Raw genomic sequence first — 18,618 nt, forward strand, 5'->3', positions numbered from 1 at the left:
AGTCGTGACAGCGATGGATTTGCCACTAATCTGATGCCTTAAGCACAAGCCTGGATCTTTCCAGGCTTCGTGCTATCAGATGCTGCAACATTATGCGTGGCTGTCTTTTTTCACTGGATACCTGATATTCGATGCGCAGTCCTTACTGGTTGTTTCTTGTTTTGCTCTTGCTGCTGGCCGGTCTGCAGTACCGCCTGTGGGTGGGCAATGGCAGTCTGGCGCAGGTCGCCGAGCTGAAACAGCAGATCGCCGACCAACATGCCGAAAACGAAGGCCTGCTGGAGCGCAACCGGGTGATGGACGCTGAAGTCAGCGAGTTGAAGAAAGGCATGGAGACCGTTGAAGAGCGGGCTCGTCACGAACTGGGCATGGTCAAGGACGGCGAAACCCTTTACCAGTTGGCCCAATGATCGATTCCCTGCCGGCCTTCTGGGCCGTGATTCCTGCCGCGGGCGTGGGTGCCCGAATGGCCGCGGACCGTCCCAAGCAATATCTGCAACTGGGCGGGCGCACAATTCTCGAACACAGCCTCGGCTGTTTCCTCGATCACCCGAGCCTCAAGGGGCTGGTGGTCAGTCTTGCTGTCGATGATCCTTACTGGCCGAATCTGGCATGCGTCAACGATCCGCGCATTCAGCGGGTTGATGGCGGGGCGGAGCGTTCCGCTTCGGTGCTAAACGCCTTGCTGCATCTGCATGCGCAAGGTGCCGACGATGACGACTGGGTGCTGGTGCACGATGCGGCCCGGCCCAATCTGAGTCGCGATGATCTCGACAGGTTGCTGGCTGAATTGGCGGATGACCCAGTGGGTGGTTTGCTGGCGGTACCCGCCCGCGACACGCTAAAACGCGTCGATAAAAACGGGCGCGTAGTTGAAACGGTGGATCGCAGCGTGATCTGGCAGGCGTATACGCCACAGATGTTTCGCCTCGGTGCGTTGCATCGGGCGTTGGCCGACAGCCTGGTCGCGGATGCCGTCATTACCGATGAAGCTTCGGCGATGGAATGGGCCGGTCTGGCACCGCGTCTGATCGAAGGGCGCGCGGATAACCTCAAGGTGACCCGGCCGGAAGATCTGGAGTGGTTGCGCCAGCGGTGGGCGAATCGCCGCTGAGATTTGTGGTCGCTGTGCCATTGCCTTCGCGAGCAGGCTCGCTCCCACAGTGGGAATACATTCAGCTGCCGAACTCGGTCAATTGTGGGAGCGAGCCTGCTCGCGAAAGCGGTCGCACAGGCAACCAATAACTCAAAGCTTGTACTCCGGCCTTTCAGCCAGCCCCACCTTCAAATAATCCACCAACTTGCGCACCTTCGGCGACAAATGCCGCTGCTGCGGATACAGCGCCCACACCGCCGTATTCGGCGGCTGATGCGCCTCGAGCAAGGAAATCAGCGCGCCACTATGCAAATGCTCGAGCACGTAATAGTCAGGCAACTGACACAGACCGACACCCTGAAGCGCCGCATCCAGCACCGCCTGCCCACTGTTGCAACGCCAGTTACCTTGCACCCGCTGGGAAAACTCCCGTCCGTTCTGTTCCAGTTGCCAGATATCCGAACTGCCGATCAGGCAATTGTGCCGACTCAATTCCGACAGACTGTGTGGGCGCCCGTACCGTTCCAGGTAGGACGGCGATGCGCACAGGTACATTCTCCGTGGCGCCAGGCGTGTCGCAACCAAGCGTGAATCCTGTAGCCGTCCCAAGCGAATCGCCAGATCCAGCCCTTCATGCACCAGGTCCAGTTGGCGATTGCTCAGCTCGATATCGATACGCAGCTGCGGGTAAAGCCCCATGAAGCGAGTCACCAGCGGCACGATAAAGCGTTCGCCATAGGCCACCGCGCAGGTCATGCGCAGCATGCCTTTCGGTTCGCTGGTCAGATCGCCTACCGCGCGCAAGGCTTCTTCGCGACCGTCCTGCAGGCGTTGGCAATGTTGCAGGAACGTTTGTCCGGCCTCGGTCAGCGTCACCCGCCGGGTGCTGCGATAGAGCAGGCGCGTTTGCAAACGCTCTTCGAGCCGTACGATTTGTCGACTGATGTGCGAGGAAGAAACCCCAAGACGCTCGGCAGCGGCGGTGAATTGGTTGCATTCGGCGACGGCAACGAACTCGTCGATGCCTTCCCAGCGGTTTTCCGACACTTGGATTATCCCTGTATGGCAATAATGTTTTGCTTTCGTCCGGATTATTCATCAGGGCGCGCTGAACTACACTGTCTGTCTGCTTTTTTATTTATCGGGTTCACTGGAGAGTCAGCATGATCAAGTCGCGCGCCGCCGTTGCCTTCGAGGCCAAGAAGCCGCTGGAAATCGTAGAAGTCGATGTCGCCATGCCGAAGGCGGGTGAAGTGTTGCTGCGCGTTGTCGCTTCCGGGGTGTGCCACACCGATGCCTACACCTTGTCCGGCGCAGACCCGGAAGGCATCTTTCCGTCGATCCTCGGTCACGAAGGCGGCGCCATCGTTGAAGCGATCGGTGAGGGCGTGACCTCGGTTGCCGTCGGCGATCACGTCATTCCGCTGTACACCCCGGAATGTGGCCAGTGCAAATTCTGCAAGTCGGGCAAGACCAACCTCTGCCAAGCCATTCGTGCCACACAAGGCAAAGGCCTGATGCCGGATGGCACTTCGCGCTTTTCCTACAAGGGCGAAACGATTTTCCACTACATGGGCACATCGACGTTTTCGGAGTACACCGTACTGCCGGAAATTTCCGTAGCGAAGATCTCCAAAGACGCGCCGCTGGAAAAGGTCTGCCTGCTCGGTTGCGGCGTCACTACCGGCATCGGCGCCGTGCTCAACACTGCCAAGGTCAAGCCAGGTGACACCGTGGCCATCTTCGGTCTCGGTGGTATCGGCTTGTCGGCGGTGATCGGCGCGGTGAAAGCCAAGGCTGCGCGCATCATCGCCATCGACATCAACCCGGCCAAGTTCGAAATCGCCAAACAACTCGGTGCCACTGATTGCGTGAACCCGAAAGACTACGATCGTCCCATTCAGGAAGTGATCGTCGACATGACCGATGGCGGCGTCGACTTCTCCTTCGAGTGCATCGGCAATGTGCAACTGATGCGCGCCGCGCTTGAGTGTTGCCACAAAGGCTGGGGCGAGTCCGTCATCATCGGTGTCGCCGGTGCCGGTCAGGAAATCGCTACCCGTCCGTTCCAGTTGGTTACCGGTCGCGTCTGGCGCGGTTCGGCGTTCGGTGGCGTGCGTGGCCGTACTGAATTGCCGAGCTACGTCGACATGGCCCAGAGCGGCGAAATCCCGCTGGATACCTTCATCACCCACACCATGGGCCTGGAAGATATCAACAAGGCGTTCGACCTGATGCACGAAGGCAAGAGCATCCGCACCGTCATTCATTTCTAAGGAGCAGCGGCAAGCTACAAGCCACAAGCTGCAAGCAGGCGCAACGCCCTCTTGCAGCTTGAAGCTCGCAGCTTGCGGCTGAAGTGCTATGAATCTGGAAAACATTTCCTGTCAGAAGAGTTTCGGTGGCTGGCACAAGCGCTATCGCCATCGCTCCGAAGTGCTTGATTGCGACATGGTCTTCGCCGTGTACCTGCCGCCGCAGGCGGAGCAGGGCGGCAAGCTGCCAGTGCTGTACTGGTTGTCGGGGCTGACCTGCACCGATGAGAATTTCATGCAGAAGGCCGGTGCGATGCGCATGGCTGCCGAGCTTGGTCTGATCATCGTCGCCCCGGACACCAGCCCACGTGGCCCGGATGTCCCGGACGATGCGGACAAGGCTTGGGATTTCGGTCTCGGCGCCGGGTTTTATCTGAACGCCACGCAGGAACCGTGGGCGCGTCATTATCGGATGCATGATTATGTCGTGCAGGAATTGCCGGCACTGGTTGAAGCGCATTTCCCCGCTTCCGACAAGCGCAGCATCAGCGGCCACTCGATGGGCGGCCACGGTGCTTTGGTCTGCGCGCTGCGCAATCCCGGGCGTTATCAATCAGTGTCGGCGTTCTCGCCGATTACCCATCCGATCGACTGCCCGTGGGGCCAGAAAGCCTTCTCCAACTATTTGGGTGAAGACCGTTCGAAGTGGAAGGAGTGGGACGCCTGTGCGCTGATTGCCGAGGCCTCGGAGAAGTTGCCGTTGCTGGTCGATCAAGGTGATCGCGATGATTTCCTCGCCACCCAGCTGAAACCCGAAGCCCTGCAACACGCCGCAAAACAAGCGGGGTATCCGCTGGAGCTGCGCCTGCAACCGGGCTACGACCACAGCTATTTCTTCATCTCAAGCTTCATTGACGACCACTTGCAGCATCACGCGCGCGCTCTGCGCGGTTAATGCAGGTAGAATCACGCCCTGACAAAAATCGGGGCGTTTTTTTTATGCGTATTGGCCACGGCTACGATGTGCACCGTTTCGCTGAAGGCGATTTCATTACTCTGGGCGGCGTGCGGATTGCACACGGCTTCGGGCTGCTCGCTCATTCCGACGGTGACGTCTTGCTGCACGCCTTGAGCGACGCTTTGCTCGGCGCGGCGGCGCTGGGTGATATCGGCAAACATTTCCCGGACACTGACCCGCAATTCAAGGGCGCCGACAGCCGCGTGCTGTTGCGTCATGTGGTCAGTCTGATCCACGCCAAGGGCTGGAAAATCGGCAACGTCGACAACACCATCGTTGCCCAGGCGCCAAAAATGGCGCCGCATATCGAATCGATGCGCGCGCTGATCGCGGCGGATCTTCAAGTTGAGTTGGATCAAGTGAACGTCAAAGCTACCACCACCGAAAAGCTTGGCTTTGTCGGTCGCGAAGAAGGCATCGCCGTGCACTCCGTTGCCTTGTTGCTGCGCGCATGAATGAACTGCAATTGCTCGGCCCTCGGGCCTATGGCCAACCTCTCGGCACAGCGGTACTGAAAGCCAGCGCCGAAGATTTCCAGGTCGATGAAGTGCTGGATATTCCGTTCAGCGGTGACGGCGAACATTTGTGGATCTGGGTGGAAAAGCGCGGCCTCAATACCGAAGAAGCGGCGCGGCGGATTGCCAAAGCGGCGGGCGTGCCGTTGCGCACTGTCAGCTATGCCGGTCTCAAGGATCGTCAGGCCCTGACCCGACAGTGGTTCAGCGTGCAGTTGCCGGGCAAGGCCGATCCGGATCTGTCGGCGGCGGAAAACGACACGCTGAAGATCCTCAAGACCACGCGCCACAAGCGCAAGCTGCAACGCGGTGCGCATTCGGCCAACGGTTTCACCCTGCGCCTGACTCAATTCAATGGCGACAAAGACGCGCTTGAACAGCGGATGCAACTGATCGCCAAACAAGGCATTCCCAACTATTTTGGCGCCCAGCGCTTCGGCCATGACGGCGGCAACGTTGTCGATGCGCGGGCGTGGGCGGCGCGCAAGGCTCTGCCGGAGCAGCGCAATGTACGCTCGCGGTTGCTGTCGACCGCACGCAGCTTTCTGTTCAACCAGGTGTTGGCGGCGCGGGTCGCCGACGGCACCTGGAACACCGCGCTGGTTGGCGATTTGCTGGCTTTCACTGACAGCCGCAGTTTTTTTCCCGCCGGTGAAGCCGAATGCAGCGACCCGCGCCTGGCAATTCTCGACCTGCACCCGACCGGTCCGCAGTGGGGCGAAGGTGACTCGCCCGCAGCTGGCGCAGTCCATGAACTGGAGCAGGCGATCGCCGCCCGCGAAGCGGAGCTGCGCGACTGGTTGATCCACGCCGGAATGAGCCATGAACGTCGCATCCTGCGGCTGCCCATTGGCGGGTTGACGTGGCATTATCCCCAACCTGACATTCTGCAACTGGAATTCGTCCTCCCGGCCGGATGCTTTGCCACCGTATTGGTGCGCGAGCTCGTTGATCTGGTGCCGGTGGGGCAGACGGACAGCCCATGCGTATTCTGATTTCTAACGACGATGGGGTAACCGCGCCCGGTCTCGCCGCGCTTTATGCTGCGCTGGCGGATTACACCGAATGCGTGGTTATCGCCCCGGAGCAGGACAAAAGCGGCGCCAGCAGTTCGCTGACGCTCGACCGTCCGCTGCACCCGCAATACCTGGCCAACGGCTTTATCAGCCTCAACGGCACACCGACCGATTGCATTCACCTGGGCCTTAACGGCTTGCTTGAGCGCGAAGCGGACATGGTGGTTTCCGGCATCAACCTGGGCGCCAACCTCGGTGACGATGTGCTGTATTCCGGGACTGTGGCAGCGGCGCTTGAAGGACGTTTTCTTGAGCGCCCATCGTTTGCGTTTTCACTGGTCTCGCGTCAGGTGGATAACCTGCCGACCGCGGCCTACTTTGCGCGCAAACTGGTCGAGGCCCACGCCGGGCTCGATCTGCCGCCGCGCACGGTACTCAACGTGAACATTCCCAATCTGCCTATCGATCACATCCGTGGCATTCAGTTGACCCGGCTCGGCCATCGCGCCCGCGCGGCGGCGCCGATGAAAGTGGTCGATCCGCGCGGCAAGGCCGGTTACTGGATTGCTGCTGCCGGCGACGCTGAAGATGGCGGCCCGGGCACCGATTTTCATGCCGTGATGCAGGGTTATGTGTCCATCACGCCGTTGCAGCTCGATCGCACCTTCAATGATGCCTTCAGAAGTCTCGATGGCTGGCTTGGAGGGCTGAGCTGATGCGTGAACATGACGACCGCCTGCGCAGCGGCATTGGCATGACCTCCCAGCGTACACGCGAGCGACTGATCCAGCGGCTGTATGAAGAAGGCGTATCGAACGCCAAAGTCCTGGAAGTGATCCGCCGCACGCCGCGTCACCTGTTTGTCGACGAGGCGCTGGCGCATCGCGCTTATGAAGATACCGCGCTGCCGATCGGCAACAACCAGACTATTTCCCAGCCTTATATGGTGGCGCGCATGAGCGAGCTGCTGCTGGAGGCCGGCCCGCTGGATAAAGTGTTGGAGATCGGCACCGGTTCCGGCTACCAGACGGCGGTGTTGTCGCAACTGGTCGAACGGGTGTTTTCCGTCGAGCGCATCAAGGTGTTGCAGGATCGCGCCAAGGAGCGTCTGGTCGAGCTGAACCTGCGCAACGTGGTGTTTCGCTGGGGCGATGGCTGGGAAGGCTGGCCGGCGCTGGCGCCCTACAACGGCATCATCGTCACCGCCGTGGCCACCGATGTACCGCAAGCTTTGCTTGATCAGTTGGCCCCCGGTGGGCGCATGGTGATTCCGGTCGGCTCCGGGGAAGTGCAACAACTGATGCTGATCGTGCGCGAGGAACATGGCTTCTCCCGACACGTTCTGGGCGCTGTGCGTTTCGTGCCTTTGCTCAATGGGCCACTGGCCTGAGCATTTGCAAACAGGCGCTGAATTCCTTTCAACGGCGCCGGTCTTACAGCGGCAGCCAGAGGTTAAACGCAGCGTACTTGCCCTTGGCAAACGTGTGCGCACGGTGATTTCGCTTCATTAAAGGTAAAGCCGTTTCGGCCCGTTATACTTGCGACACCTCATGCCGCAACGCGGCATTCAGAATTTTTCAGCCACCACAAAGGGAGCGGCGGGTGAGTCTCACAGTCATTGCGCAGCGTATGGGTAACACGAGCTTTCAGCGCCTGGTGACTGGCCTTGTCTTGAGCACCTTGCTGGTCGGTTGCTCCAGCACCAAATCGAGCAACGTGCGGGTTGTTGATCGCAACAATGCGGTGGCGCAACGTCCTACCGTCACCACCGGACAGTACGTAGTCCGTCCCGGCGATACCTTGTTTTCGATCGCCTTTCGTTACGGCTGGGACTACAAAGCCCTCGCCGCACGGAACAATATTCCTACGCCGTATACGATCCATCCGGGTCAGACAATTCGCTTCGACGGGCGCAGCGGTTCAACACCGACGGCGGTCGTCAGCAACTCCAGTTCTTCACCTTCTTCGTCGAGTAAAACCACGGTAATCCGGCGCCAGGCGAATGGCACCACAACCACTACAACCACCGGTTCCAAAGGGGTTGTACCGTCCGTCGCGAGCAAACCTGCACCCGCTCCACTGCCTCCGGCAGGCCCCGCCCCGACCGGCTGGGGATGGCCATCTAATGGCGTTCTGATTGGAAAATTTTCTTCAAACGGTAGTTTGAATAAAGGAATTGATATCGCCGGAGATTTGGGACAGCCTGTTTTAGCTGCGTCTGATGGGACGGTCGTATACGCCGGGAGTGGCTTAAGGGGCTACGGCGAATTGGTCATCATCAAACACAGCGAAACCTACGTCAGTGCCTACGGACATAACCGCAGGCTGTTGGTTCGGGAGGGGCAGCAGGTCAAGGTCGGACAGACAATTGCCGAAATGGGGTCAACGGGTACAGACCGGGTGAAACTGCATTTTGAGATTCGCCGCCAAGGTAAACCTGTGGATCCGCTGCAGTTCCTGCCAAGACGTTGATTTGAAGGCCAGCCTGTTCCGTCGCGTAGAGGGGACAGGCTCCAGCGTTGCCAAGGATAAAGGCGTCGCTTGAGCTTGGGGTCGAACTCACCAAAGGACTATAACAATGGCTCTCAGTAAAGAAGTGCCGGAGTTTGACATCGACGATGAGGTTCTCCTTATGGAGACCGGCATCGATTCGGATTCGATGTTGAATGATGAAGGGGCTGCTCCACCTTCCGTTCGTTCCAAATCCAGACACTCCGCCACACTCAAACAACATAAATACATCGACTACACCCGGGCACTTGATGCCACTCAGCTGTATCTCAACGAAATCGGCTTTTCCCCTCTGCTCTCCCCGGAAGAAGAAGTTCACTTTGCGCGCTTGTCGCAAAGTGGCGATCCGGCCGGGCGCAAGCGCATGATCGAAAGTAACCTGCGGCTGGTCGTCAAGATCGCCCGGCGTTACGTCAATCGGGGGCTGTCGCTGCTGGATCTGATCGAAGAGGGCAACCTCGGCCTGATCCGCGCGGTTGAAAAGTTCGATCCCGAGCGCGGCTTCCGCTTCTCGACCTACGCCACGTGGTGGATCCGTCAGACCATCGAACGCGCGATCATGAATCAGACCCGGACCATCCGGCTGCCGATTCATGTGGTCAAGGAGCTCAACGTGTACCTGCGGGCCGCACGGGAGCTGACGCAAAAACTCGACCACGAACCTTCACCCGAAGAAATCGCCAACCTGCTGGAGAAACCGGTGGGCGAGGTCAAGCGCATGCTCGGCCTCAACGAAAGGGTTTCTTCGGTCGACGTCTCGCTGGGTCCGGATTCGGATAAAACCCTGCTGGACACCCTCACTGACGATCGTCCGACCGATCCGTGCGAACTGCTGCAGGATGACGACCTGTCGCAAAGCATCGATCAATGGCTGTCGGAGCTGACCGACAAGCAGCGCGAGGTGGTGATCCGCCGCTTCGGCCTGCGCGGTCATGAGAGCAGTACTCTGGAGGACGTAGGCCTGGAGATCGGTCTGACCCGCGAGCGGGTACGACAGATCCAGGTGGAGGGCCTCAAGCGCCTTCGCGAGATCCTGGAGAAGAATGGCCTGTCGAGCGAGTCGCTGTTCCAATAAGCGCCTGATCGACCGCCCGCAAAAAGCCCCGGCTGATTCAATCAGTCGGGGCTTTTTATTTATGCCTGTCTCGTGCATCGGGTCTGTCAGCGCGAGACACCTGACAAGCGGTAGGCAATTTCTGTGTTTGTAGTCTCGCGCTGTAAGCCTTTGCTTACTGTGTCGTAAGTGTTCGCTATTTTTATACTTCGGCAGAAGGCGATTGCGCTCAATGGTGAACGTTAACTCGATGATTTATATGAACATTTTTCAATTGTTATGTCTTTATGTCAGCGTAGACCTGCGCCTGAGCCTGATTGCTCCGCTGCGGAAACTCTCTAATATCAAGCCTGTGTCGACGGACAGACAAGCCCTTCACGGAAGAGGGGAACGGACATCGCAGGAGGCGATTCATCAGGACGATGAAAAGGAATACAGGGAATAGGGAAAAAATGTGGGCGGGTCATACCGCCCCTTTTTTCGTCTGCAGAAAAGTAAAACCTGCAAAAGCAAAAAGGCCCGCAAGGGGCCTTTCAGTCGAGCGCGGGGTAGATCAGCGTTCGAGTTGTTCGATTTTGTTCGGCTTGCCATCCCAATCAGCAGAATCCGGAAGCGGATCCTTGCGCTCGGTGATGTTCGGCCAGATATCCGCCAGCTCGGCATTGAGCTCGATGAAGTTTTCCATGCCGCTTGGGATCTCGTCTTCAGAGAAGATCGCCACAGCCGGGCATTCTGGTTCACACAGTGCGCAGTCGATGCACTCGTCCGGGTGAATCACCAGGAAGTTCGGGCCTTCGTAAAAGCAGTCCACCGGACAGACTTCTACGCAGTCGGTGTACTTGCACTTGATGCAGTTGTCGGTGACGACGAAGGTCATTTCTAATTTTCTCCTCAGGCGGCGGCAGCGTTGCCCCTTCACGGTTGGGGTCGCCAGGTTCGGGAGCGATACCTGCTGACCAGGCTATGAGCCAGCAGCATCCCGAACCGCGCGAGATTCTAACAGCTTGAAGCGATTTGCGTTATATCCGCTTCTTCAGTGCTTATATCCGGTTCTTCAGTGCATAGAGCATTTCCAGCGCACGCCGTGGCGTCATCTCGTCCAGATCCACTTTCGCCAATTCCTCCAGCACCGGATGCGGCAGCGAGGCGAACATGTCGCTTTGCTGTGGCGTCGACGGCTTGCCCTTGGCAGCCGGTTTCGGCGCTTCGTGGGGCAGGGCGGTGTCTTCAAGACGGCTCAAATGCTCCCGTGCTCGCAGGATCACTTCGCTCGGCACACCCGCCAGTTGTGCCACCGCCAAGCCATAGCTCTGGCTGGCAGGCCCAGGTAGGACGTGGTGCAGGAACACGATCCGTTCGTTGTGCTCGGTAGCGTTAAGGTGCACGTTAGCTACAAGAGGTTCGGCTTCCGGCAGCACGGTCAGTTCAAAATAGTGCGTGGCGAACAGCGTATAGGCGCGCAGATGGGCCAGACGCTCGGCCGCCGCCCACGCTAGTGAGAGACCGTCGAAGGTGCTGGTGCCGCGCCCGACTTCGTCCATCAGCACCAAGCTGCGCTCGGTAGCGTTGTGCAGGATGTTGGCGGTTTCGCTCATCTCGACCATGAAGGTCGAGCGACCACCGGCGAGGTCATCGCTGGAACCGATGCGGGTGAAAATCCGGTCCACCAGCGACAACTCGCAACTGGCGGCCGGCACGAAACTGCCGATATGTGCCAGCAGCACGATCAAAGCGGTTTGCCGCATGTAAGTGGATTTACCACCCATGTTCGGGCCAGTGATGACCAGCATGCGCGTGTTGTCGTCCAGGCTCAGGTCGTTGGCCACGAACGGTGTGGTCAGCACTTGCTCGACTACCGGGTGACGACCCTGGGTGATGCGCATGCACGGCTCGCTGACGAACCGCGGGCAATTCAGGTCGAGGTTCAACGCACGTTCGGCAAGGTTGCTCAGCACATCCAGCTCGGCCAAGGCGCCGGCGGTGTCCTGCAACGGTGGTAACTGGCTGATCAAGTCTTCGAGCAGCGCTTCATAAAGCATCTTTTCCCGAGCCAGCGCGCGACTCTTGGCCGACAGCGCCTTGTCTTCGAATTCTTTCAGCTCGGGCGTGATGAAACGCTCGGCACCTTTGAGCGTCTGCCGGCGGATGTAGTCAGCGGGCGCCGATTCAGCCTGCTTGCTCGGCAGCTCGATGAAGTAGCCGTGGATACGGTTGTAGCCGACTTTCAGATTGGCCAGACCGGTGCGAGCCTTCTCCCGGGCTTCCAGATCGATGAGGAACTGACCGGCGTTTTCGCTCAGCGATTGCAGTTCGTCGAGCTCACTGTCGTAACCGGTTTTCAGCACACCGCCGTCACGGATCACCGCAGGCGGATTGTCGATAATGGCTTTGGCCAGCAGCGCCGCCAGTTCCGGGTAAGTGCTGGCGGTGGCCGCCAGATGTTGCAAATGCGGCGCTTCCAGATCAGTCATCGCCACTTGCAGTTCGGGCAGCGCGCCGAGTGCATCGCGCAGACGCGCAAGGTCACGCGGCCGCGCATTGCGCAGGCCGATCCGCGCCAGGATTCGCTCGATGTCGCCGATTTCCTTAAGCTGCGGTTGCAGCTTTTCGAAGCGGTAACCGTCGAGCAGGCAACGGATCGACGTCTGGCGGGCGAGCAGTACCGTCAGATCGCGCAGCGGCCGATTCAGCCAGCGAGTCAGCAAGCGACTGCCCATGGCGGTCTGGCAACGATCGACCACCGATTGCAGAGTGTTGTCGCGACCACCGGCCAGATTGGTGTCGAGTTCCAGATTGCGCCGGCTGGCGCCGTCGAGCACCACGGTGTCATCGAGGCGTTCGTGACGCAGGCTGCGCAAGTGGGGCAGGGCGGTGCGCTGGGTTTCCTTGGCGTAGGCCAGCAGGCAGCCGGCAGCGCCGATGGCCAGGGTCAGGTTTTCGCAGCCGAAGCCTTTCAGGTCTTGGGTGGAAAACTGCTGGCAGAGACTTTTCAACGCAGAGTCACGCTCGAAGTCCCAGGGCGCACGACGACGTACGCCACGGCGTTTTTCCGCCGGCAGGTCTTTCGGCCAGTCATCCGGAATCAGCAGTTCCACCGGGTTGACCCGCTCCAGTTCCGCCAGCAGGTTTTCCCAGCCTTTGATCTCGAGCACGGTGAAGTTGCCGCTGGTGATGTCCAGCACCGCCAGACCGAACAGACGCTCGTCGCCCAATACCGCTGCAATCAGGTTATCGCGGCGTTCATCCAGCAGTGCCTCGTCGCTGACTGTCCCCGGCGTGATGATCCGTACGACTTGACGCTCCACCGGGCCCTTGCTGGTGGCAGGGTCGCCGACCTGTTCACAGATCACCACCGACTCGCCGAGCTTGACCAGTTTCGCCAGGTAACCTTCCGCCGCGTGGTAAGGAATCCCACACATCGGAATCGCCTGACCCGCCGACTGCCCGCGCGCGGTCAGGGTGATGTCCAGCAACTTGGCGGCTTTCTTCGCATCTTCGTAGAAGATCTCGTAGAAATCGCCCATGCGATAGAACATCAGCTGGTCCGGGTGCTGATTCTTCAGGCGCCAGTATTGCTGCATCATCGGAGTGTGGGAGGACAGGTCGGAGACGGCTTTATTCATCGGATTGTCGGGAAACTCGTTAAAAGATGTAGGGCAAAGCGCGGGCGGTGGCCGGGCTTTTCCGCGATGGGCGCAAGGTTACCATGGGCAGTAAGCCCGACGCAGGCACTGCGGTCGGGTGAGCGTTTACTTGCAGTGAAAAGTTGATCTATGCACGATTTATGCAAATCAGCATTTGTCATCGGGAAAAACTTCAAGCACTATGCGCGTTATGCAAAAACGCAACGTTTCCTCCGTCTTAAGAGCACTGCTCGACCAGCACGGGATCTCCCCCACGGAGCTCCACCGTCGCACCGGCGTGCCTCAATCCACGCTCTCGCGGATTCTCAGCGGGAAGATTGTCGATCCTTCGGATAAACACATCTCGAAGATCGCTGATTATTTCAACGTCAGCACCGATCAGTTGCGCGGGCGCGCGGATGTCGCGCCAGCGGCAGCCGGCACGCGTGCTGACGTGCATGCGGAACTCAAGGACATAAGCCTGTGGGACGACGACACCCCCGTCGATGACGACGAGGTGTCGGTGCCCTTTCTACGCGAAGTTGAATTGGCTGCTGGATCAGGAAGATTCGTCATCGAAGAGAGCGAGCGCTCTAGCCTGCGCTTCGGCAAGCGCAGCCTGCGCCACAACGGTGTGCAGTTCGACCAGGCCAAGTGCGTGACGGTGCGCGGCAACAGCATGTTGCCGGTCCTGCGTGATGGCGCCACCGTCGGCGTCAACGCCGGCAAGTGCGGCATCGGCGACATCATTGATGGCGATCTGTATGCGATCAATCACAACGGCCAATTGCGCGTGAAGCAACTCTATCGCCTGCCCACCGGCATCCGTCTGCGCAGCTTCAATCGCGACGAGCATCCGGATGAGGACTACAGCTTCCAGGAAATCCAGGAAGAGCAGATCGTCATCCTCGGTCACGTCTTCTGGTGGGGCATGTACGCCCGCTAGCCCCTTTCGATTCAACTGAAACCTGCCCTCCCGGCAGGTTTTTTTTCGCCTGCAGAAATCTCCCCACCCCTTGGCCCGCTTGGGTTTCATGCATATGCGCAAATTTAATGCATAAATAAATGCATTTACGCATTGACTGTATATGCATCCATGCATATTCTTGCCACCAAGCCGCTCGACAAAGCGGCTGGCAAAACAAGCTCTTTAGTTCCACATGAACAGGCAGCGATGAACCGGCCTCAACGGTTCAGAGGGTTGGCAACTGACCCGGGTGTGCAGCGTAAAGCACCAGAAGCAGTTATCCGGCGGGCAGGGACCGCGGTCGGAAAAACAATCTGAATGGACTCGTACCGCGCCAGTAGCGCCGAAAAGTCAGCTTCCTTCTCGAACACAGGATTGGAAGGAGGGCGAAGGAGCGCATTACTGAAAAGCCCGGTGTACAAGCGCCGGGCTTTTTGGAATGCCTGCCTCAATTGCGGCAAGCACTGTCTGGCCAAGTGTGAAGCTATATCAGCAGCACTGGCTGAAACCTGTCAAAAAGGAAGCTGGAATGAACCGTTACGTCCTGACTATTTCACCTAATAACACCATTGTCGTTCTTCAAGTGCTGGACACTGAGGGAGAGCCACCTGCGATCCCTGCCAATGAACCAATCTCTGCGTGGCGCAATGTCACCGGTGATACCACCGCGCAGCCGGGATACAAGTTGCAACTAGGCCCTTACGGCGAGTCTTTTTTGCCTCTCACACCTGATGAACTAGAGGGTGTCATCCGCGGCCGCCTGCAACAACGCTTTGACAAAGTCGAGCAGTTCCTGAAGTTCAACCCACTGCAGTACAAAGTGGACCTGGCAGTCGCCACTCCGGAAGAGTGGTCGCAATTGCGTGCCATCAAACAGTATTACCTCGACGTCTGCGCCACGACAGAGCAGAACACCTTTCCCGAAGTCATCTGGCCGATCGCACCATTCTGACCGCTGCGCTTTGCAACGCTTGATCGCGAAAGAGCATTGCTGAAAAGCCTGGCCCGCCGGGCTTTTTGGAATGCCTGTCTCAAGAGAAACCGTTCGAACCCAACCCATCACTCATCAATCACCCACGGAGGCGTGACATGACAAACGAGCAACAAGCGTTGGCGGACATGCCGATCTGGCTGGTCATCCTCCTTGCCGTCGTTGGCGGGGTGTCCGGCGAGATGTGGCGCGCCGACAAGGAGGGCGCTCGCGGCTGGTCGCTGGTGCGGCGTCTGGCTCTGCGTTCCGGCGCCTGCATGATCTGCGGCGTGTCGGCAATCATGCTGCTGTATGCCGCCGGCATGTCGATCTGGGCCGCTGGCGCGTTTGGCTGCCTGACGGCGATGGCCGGCGCTGATGTAGCCATAGGCCTTTACGAACGCTGGGCGGCCAAGCGTATCGGCGTCTGTGAACTGCCGCCGCGCGACCAGCCTTAAATCTCCACGCATAGCCCTATGCGAGCGAGTCTGCTCGCGAAAGGGACGTCAGCTTCAGCATCGATGTGACTGATCGACCGCTTTCGCGAGCAGGCTCGCTCCCACAGGGACTGCGGCGTCCACTGTAATTTCTCTTACTTCGGAACACCCCCATGAAGATCACCCCGATCCTCACGCAACTGCGTGGGCAATGCCCTGGGCTTGCCAATCATGTTTCGGTGGGTGTCGATCTGGCGTTGCTGCAAGGCGACTCCGATCTACCGACACCCTCAGCCCACGTTCTGCCGCTGGCCGATCTGGCCAGTTCTGGCAGAGCACAAAACCTCGCCACCCAACCGATCCGCGAGCGTTTCGAAATCGTTCTGGTGCTTGACGCTACCGACGCTACAAAAGCGCTGGATCTGTTGCACGACCTGCGCGCCGAACTGTGGCGCGCACTGGTCGGTTTCAAACCTGATTCCACTTACAGCGCCATCGTTTATGACGGCGGTGAGCTGGTCTCGATCAACAGCAGCCGCCTGTTTTATCGGTTGCGCTTTTATGCCGAGTTCCAGCTCGGCCGCAATCTGCCAAGTCAGCCTGCGGAGAGTTGGCACGAGCGCGAACTGGACGCTTTGTCGTCCTTTACCGGGATGACGGTGCGGGTCGACGCGATCGATCCTGCCGACCCCAATCTGCAACGCCCGGGCCCGGATGGCCGGGTGGAAATGACTTTCTCTGGAGATGTAACCCCATGAGCAACCGCATCACCGTAGTGCCGGCCGCTGGCCGTGTCGTGCCTGACCCGGAGGCCGGCGACCTGTTGCCGGCTGCAGGCCGTGACGTGCTGGACAGCGCCTGGTGGCGCCGGCGTCTGGCCGACGGCGACATCACATTCAAAACCGCAAAAGCGGCTAAACCACAGGGAGCCAAATAATGGCAATCGGATTCAGCAACATCCCGGCGGACATTCGTGTGCCGCTGTTCTATGCCGAAATGGACAACTCGGCCGCCAACAGCGCGACCTCGGCCATGCGCCGTTTGATCGTTGCTCAGGTCAACGACAATATTGCCCCGACTGAAGTCGGCAAACTGGTGCTGGTTTCCAGCGTGGCGCTGGCGAAAAGCATCGGCGGCCAAGGCTCGATGCTCGCTTCGATGTACGAGACTTTCCGCAAGGCCGACCCGATCGGCGAGATCTGGTGCCTGCCTCTGCACAACACTGAAGGCGCTATCGCCAAAGGCGTGTTGACCCTGACCGGCACCGCGACTCAGGCGGGCATGCTCAACCTGTATGTCGGCGGCGTGCGTGTGCAGGCCACCGTGGTCAACGGCGCCACCGCCGCTCAAGCGGCCACCGCACTGGCGCAGAAAATCAACGCCACTGCGGACCTGCCGGTCAGCGCTGCCGCTGCTGAAGGTATTGTCACCCTGAACGCCAAATGGACCGGCGACAGCGGCAACGACATCAGCCTGCAATTCAATCGCCTGGGCAAGAGCAACGGCGAAGAAACTCCGGCCGGTCTGACCAGCGCAATCACCGCCATGACCGGCGGCGCCGGTGTACCGGATCAGATCGCTGCCGTCGCAGCATTGGGCGATGAGCCTTTCGAATTCATCGCGCTGCCGTGGTCCGATCTGGCCACTCTCAACACCTGGCAAGCGGTCATGGATGACAGCACCGGGCGCTGGTCGTGGGCCAAGCAACTGTTCGGTCACGTCTACAGCGCCAAGCGCGGCACGGTCGGCACTCTGGTCGCCGCAGGCCAGGCCCGCAACGATCAGCACATGACCATCCAGGCGCTGGAGCCGGGCGTACCGCAACCGTTTTGGGTACAGGCCGCCGCGCTGGCTGCACGCACGGCGGTGTTCATCTCCGCCGATGCCAGCCGTCCGACACAAAGCGGCAGCCTGCCGGGCGTTGACCCGGCGCCGGCAAGCGAACGTTTCACCCTGACCGAGCGTCAGTCGCTGCTCAACTACGGCATTGCCACCGCCTACTACGAAGGCGGTTACGTGCGCATCCAGCGCTCGATCACCACCTACCAGAAGAACGCTTACGGCCAGGCCGACAACTCCTATCTGGACAGCGAAACCATGCACCAGTCGGCGTTCATCGTGCGTCGTCTGCAAAGTGTGATCACCAGCAAATACGGCCGCCACAAACTGGCCTCCGACGGCACCCGTTTCGGCGCCGGCCAGCCGATCGTCACGCCAGCGACCATTCGCGGCGAGCTGATCGCGCAGTACGCCAAGCTTGAGCTGGAAGGTCATGTGGAGAACGCCGAGCTGTTCGCCGAGCACCTGATTGTCGAGCGCGACGTGCAGGACCCGAGCCGCGTGAACGTGCTGTTCCCGCCGGATTACATCAATGGCTTGCGCGTGTTCGCACTGCTCAACCAGTTCCGTCTGCAGTACGACGACGCGGCCTGATCCGCGCAGTCGGCGCTAAGCATTCAGCCCACCTCGCGTGGGCTTTTTATTTGAAGGGAGAAACACCATGGGTCAACTGATTGCAGGCACCTGCTACGTCAAGGTCGACGGCGCACAACTGACCATCAATGGCGGCTGCGAAGCGCCGCTGATGGCGGTCAAACGTGAAACCGTCGTGCCCGGTTTCTACAAGGAAACCGATATCGCGCCGTCGTTCAAAGTGACCGCGCTGCACACCGCCGACTTCCCGCTGAAGAAGCTGATCGAAGGCACCGACATCACCGTCACCTGCGAATTCAGCAACGGCAAAGTCTACGTGCTGGCCGGCGCCTATCTGGTCGAGGAGCCAGTCTCCAAGGGCGACGACGCCACCATCGAACTGAAATTCGAAGGCATCAAGGGGACCTGGCAATGAGCGGCGCCGTGAAGCTTCAGGTTGCGATCGAAGCTCACGGCGAGCCACTGACCGAACTCGTTCTGCGCCGTCCGACGGTGCAAGAAGTGCGAGCGATCAAGGCGCTGCCGTACAAGATCGACAAGAGCGAAGAAGTCAGCCTCGACATGGACGTGGCGGCCAAATACATCGCCGTGTGCGCCGGCATCCCGCCGTCGTCGGTCAACCAGTTGGATCTGGCTGACCTCAACGCGCTGAGCTGGGCCGTTGCGAGTTTTTTCATGAGTGCGGCGTCGGCGCCATCACCGACCTGATCGCCGTCGCCTATG

21 protein-coding genes are annotated in these 18,618 nt (G+C 59.5%); 18 read left to right on the forward strand and 3 right to left on the reverse strand.

Features of this window, described 5'->3' with window-relative positions:
- Positions 1 to 131 precede the first annotated feature (131 nt).
- Both ftsB and ispD read left to right on the forward strand, forming a co-directional pair.
- A complete protein-coding gene (gene ftsB / locus PS14A_RS04840) occupies positions 132 to 410 on the forward strand; it encodes a cell division protein FtsB (protein ID WP_007964293.1) in 279 nt (92 codons plus the stop codon).
- Positions 407 to 1,114 (forward strand): 2-C-methyl-D-erythritol 4-phosphate cytidylyltransferase, encoded by a 708-nt coding sequence (gene ispD / locus PS14A_RS04845; protein WP_212615427.1) that lies wholly within the window; start codon positions 407 to 409, stop codon positions 1,112 to 1,114. Before ftsB ends, ispD begins: the two co-directional genes overlap by 4 nt.
- Before the next feature lie 132 nt (positions 1,115 to 1,246).
- Here ispD and PS14A_RS04850 read toward each other — a convergent pair whose 3' ends face one another.
- A complete protein-coding gene (locus PS14A_RS04850; protein ID WP_056783227.1) occupies positions 1,247 to 2,143 on the reverse strand; it encodes a LysR substrate-binding domain-containing protein in 897 nt (298 codons plus the stop codon).
- A gap of 116 nt (positions 2,144 to 2,259) precedes the next feature.
- Between PS14A_RS04850 and PS14A_RS04855 the strand changes: the two genes are divergently transcribed.
- The 8 genes from PS14A_RS04855 to rpoS all read left to right on the forward strand — a co-directional run bounded on the left by PS14A_RS04855 (position 2,260) and on the right by rpoS (position 9,486).
- A complete protein-coding gene (locus tag PS14A_RS04855; protein ID WP_110600129.1) occupies positions 2,260 to 3,372 on the forward strand; it encodes an S-(hydroxymethyl)glutathione dehydrogenase/class III alcohol dehydrogenase in 1,113 nt (370 codons plus the stop codon).
- An 88-nt stretch (positions 3,373 to 3,460) separates the two neighbouring features.
- The gene (fghA, locus tag PS14A_RS04860) at positions 3,461 to 4,306 is read left to right on the forward strand and encodes an S-formylglutathione hydrolase (protein WP_130910957.1); all 846 of its coding nucleotides are present in this window, start codon (positions 3,461 to 3,463) and stop codon (positions 4,304 to 4,306) included.
- Between the two features lie 44 nt (positions 4,307 to 4,350).
- Positions 4,351 to 4,824 (forward strand): 2-C-methyl-D-erythritol 2,4-cyclodiphosphate synthase, encoded by a 474-nt coding sequence (gene ispF, locus PS14A_RS04865; protein WP_042606995.1) that lies wholly within the window; start codon positions 4,351 to 4,353, stop codon positions 4,822 to 4,824.
- Positions 4,821 to 5,879 carry a tRNA pseudouridine(13) synthase TruD gene (gene truD / locus PS14A_RS04870; protein WP_212615428.1) on the forward strand — a complete coding sequence of 353 codons (1,059 nt, stop codon included), beginning with the start codon at positions 4,821 to 4,823 and terminating at the stop codon, positions 5,877 to 5,879. The genes ispF and truD overlap by 4 nt, the downstream gene beginning before the upstream one ends.
- Positions 5,867 to 6,616, forward strand: coding sequence for a 5'/3'-nucleotidase SurE (gene surE, locus PS14A_RS04875; protein ID WP_024011837.1), 750 nt, complete (start codon positions 5,867 to 5,869; stop codon positions 6,614 to 6,616). Before truD ends, surE begins: the two co-directional genes overlap by 13 nt.
- Positions 6,617 to 6,654: 38 nt before the next feature.
- Positions 6,655 to 7,290, forward strand: coding sequence for a protein-L-isoaspartate(D-aspartate) O-methyltransferase (locus tag PS14A_RS04880; protein ID WP_160768345.1), 636 nt, complete (start codon positions 6,655 to 6,657; stop codon positions 7,288 to 7,290).
- 212 nt (positions 7,291 to 7,502) lie between these two features.
- Positions 7,503 to 8,372, forward strand: coding sequence for a peptidoglycan DD-metalloendopeptidase family protein (locus tag PS14A_RS04885; RefSeq protein WP_212615429.1), 870 nt, complete (start codon positions 7,503 to 7,505; stop codon positions 8,370 to 8,372).
- Positions 8,373 to 8,478: 106 nt separating this feature from the next.
- On the forward strand, positions 8,479 to 9,486 hold the full coding sequence (gene rpoS, locus PS14A_RS04890; protein WP_016771451.1) for an RNA polymerase sigma factor RpoS: 1,008 nt from the start codon (positions 8,479 to 8,481) through the stop codon (positions 9,484 to 9,486).
- A 532-nt stretch (positions 9,487 to 10,018) separates the two neighbouring features.
- Here the strand turns inward: rpoS and fdxA are convergent.
- Both fdxA and mutS read right to left on the reverse strand, forming a co-directional pair.
- Entirely contained in the window at positions 10,019 to 10,342 is a 324-nt protein-coding gene (gene fdxA / locus PS14A_RS04895; protein WP_016771449.1) for a ferredoxin FdxA, read from the reverse strand.
- A gap of 163 nt (positions 10,343 to 10,505) precedes the next feature.
- Positions 10,506 to 13,088, reverse strand: coding sequence for a DNA mismatch repair protein MutS (mutS, locus tag PS14A_RS04900; RefSeq protein WP_212615430.1), 2,583 nt, complete (start codon positions 13,086 to 13,088; stop codon positions 10,506 to 10,508).
- Positions 13,089 to 13,290: 202 nt separating this feature from the next.
- On the opposite strand from mutS, the gene PS14A_RS04905 reads away from it, so the two are divergent.
- The 8 genes from PS14A_RS04905 to PS14A_RS04940 all read left to right on the forward strand — a co-directional run bounded on the left by PS14A_RS04905 (position 13,291) and on the right by PS14A_RS04940 (position 18,603).
- A complete protein-coding gene (locus tag PS14A_RS04905) occupies positions 13,291 to 14,034 on the forward strand; it encodes an XRE family transcriptional regulator (protein ID WP_137215319.1) in 744 nt (247 codons plus the stop codon).
- 550 nt (positions 14,035 to 14,584) lie between these two features.
- Complete coding sequence (locus PS14A_RS04910) at positions 14,585 to 15,007, forward strand: tail fiber assembly protein (RefSeq protein WP_212615431.1); 423 nt, start codon at positions 14,585 to 14,587, stop codon at positions 15,005 to 15,007.
- 137 nt (positions 15,008 to 15,144) lie between these two features.
- A complete protein-coding gene (locus tag PS14A_RS04915; protein WP_130910393.1) occupies positions 15,145 to 15,483 on the forward strand; it encodes a phage holin family protein in 339 nt (112 codons plus the stop codon).
- A gap of 152 nt (positions 15,484 to 15,635) precedes the next feature.
- Positions 15,636 to 16,220: a hypothetical protein gene (locus tag PS14A_RS04920; RefSeq protein ID WP_137215320.1), complete on the forward strand. Its 585-nt coding sequence runs from the start codon at positions 15,636 to 15,638 to the stop codon at positions 16,218 to 16,220.
- Complete coding sequence (locus PS14A_RS04925; protein WP_130909727.1) at positions 16,217 to 16,399, forward strand: DUF2635 domain-containing protein; 183 nt, start codon at positions 16,217 to 16,219, stop codon at positions 16,397 to 16,399. Before PS14A_RS04920 ends, PS14A_RS04925 begins: the two co-directional genes overlap by 4 nt.
- Entirely contained in the window at positions 16,399 to 17,895 is a 1,497-nt protein-coding gene (locus PS14A_RS04930) for a phage tail sheath subtilisin-like domain-containing protein (protein ID WP_130909728.1), read from the forward strand. Before PS14A_RS04925 ends, PS14A_RS04930 begins: the two co-directional genes overlap by 1 nt.
- A 67-nt stretch (positions 17,896 to 17,962) precedes the next feature.
- Positions 17,963 to 18,310: a phage tail tube protein gene (locus tag PS14A_RS04935; RefSeq protein ID WP_007908779.1), complete on the forward strand. Its 348-nt coding sequence runs from the start codon at positions 17,963 to 17,965 to the stop codon at positions 18,308 to 18,310.
- Complete coding sequence (locus PS14A_RS04940; protein WP_007908778.1) at positions 18,307 to 18,603, forward strand: phage tail assembly protein; 297 nt, start codon at positions 18,307 to 18,309, stop codon at positions 18,601 to 18,603. Before PS14A_RS04935 ends, PS14A_RS04940 begins: the two co-directional genes overlap by 4 nt.
- The last annotated feature ends 15 nt before the right edge of the window (positions 18,604 to 18,618 follow it).

The organism is Pseudomonas sp. 14A, from assembly GCF_018132745.1.
Classification (GTDB): Bacteria; Pseudomonadota; Gammaproteobacteria; order Pseudomonadales; family Pseudomonadaceae; genus Aquipseudomonas; species Aquipseudomonas mercuritolerans.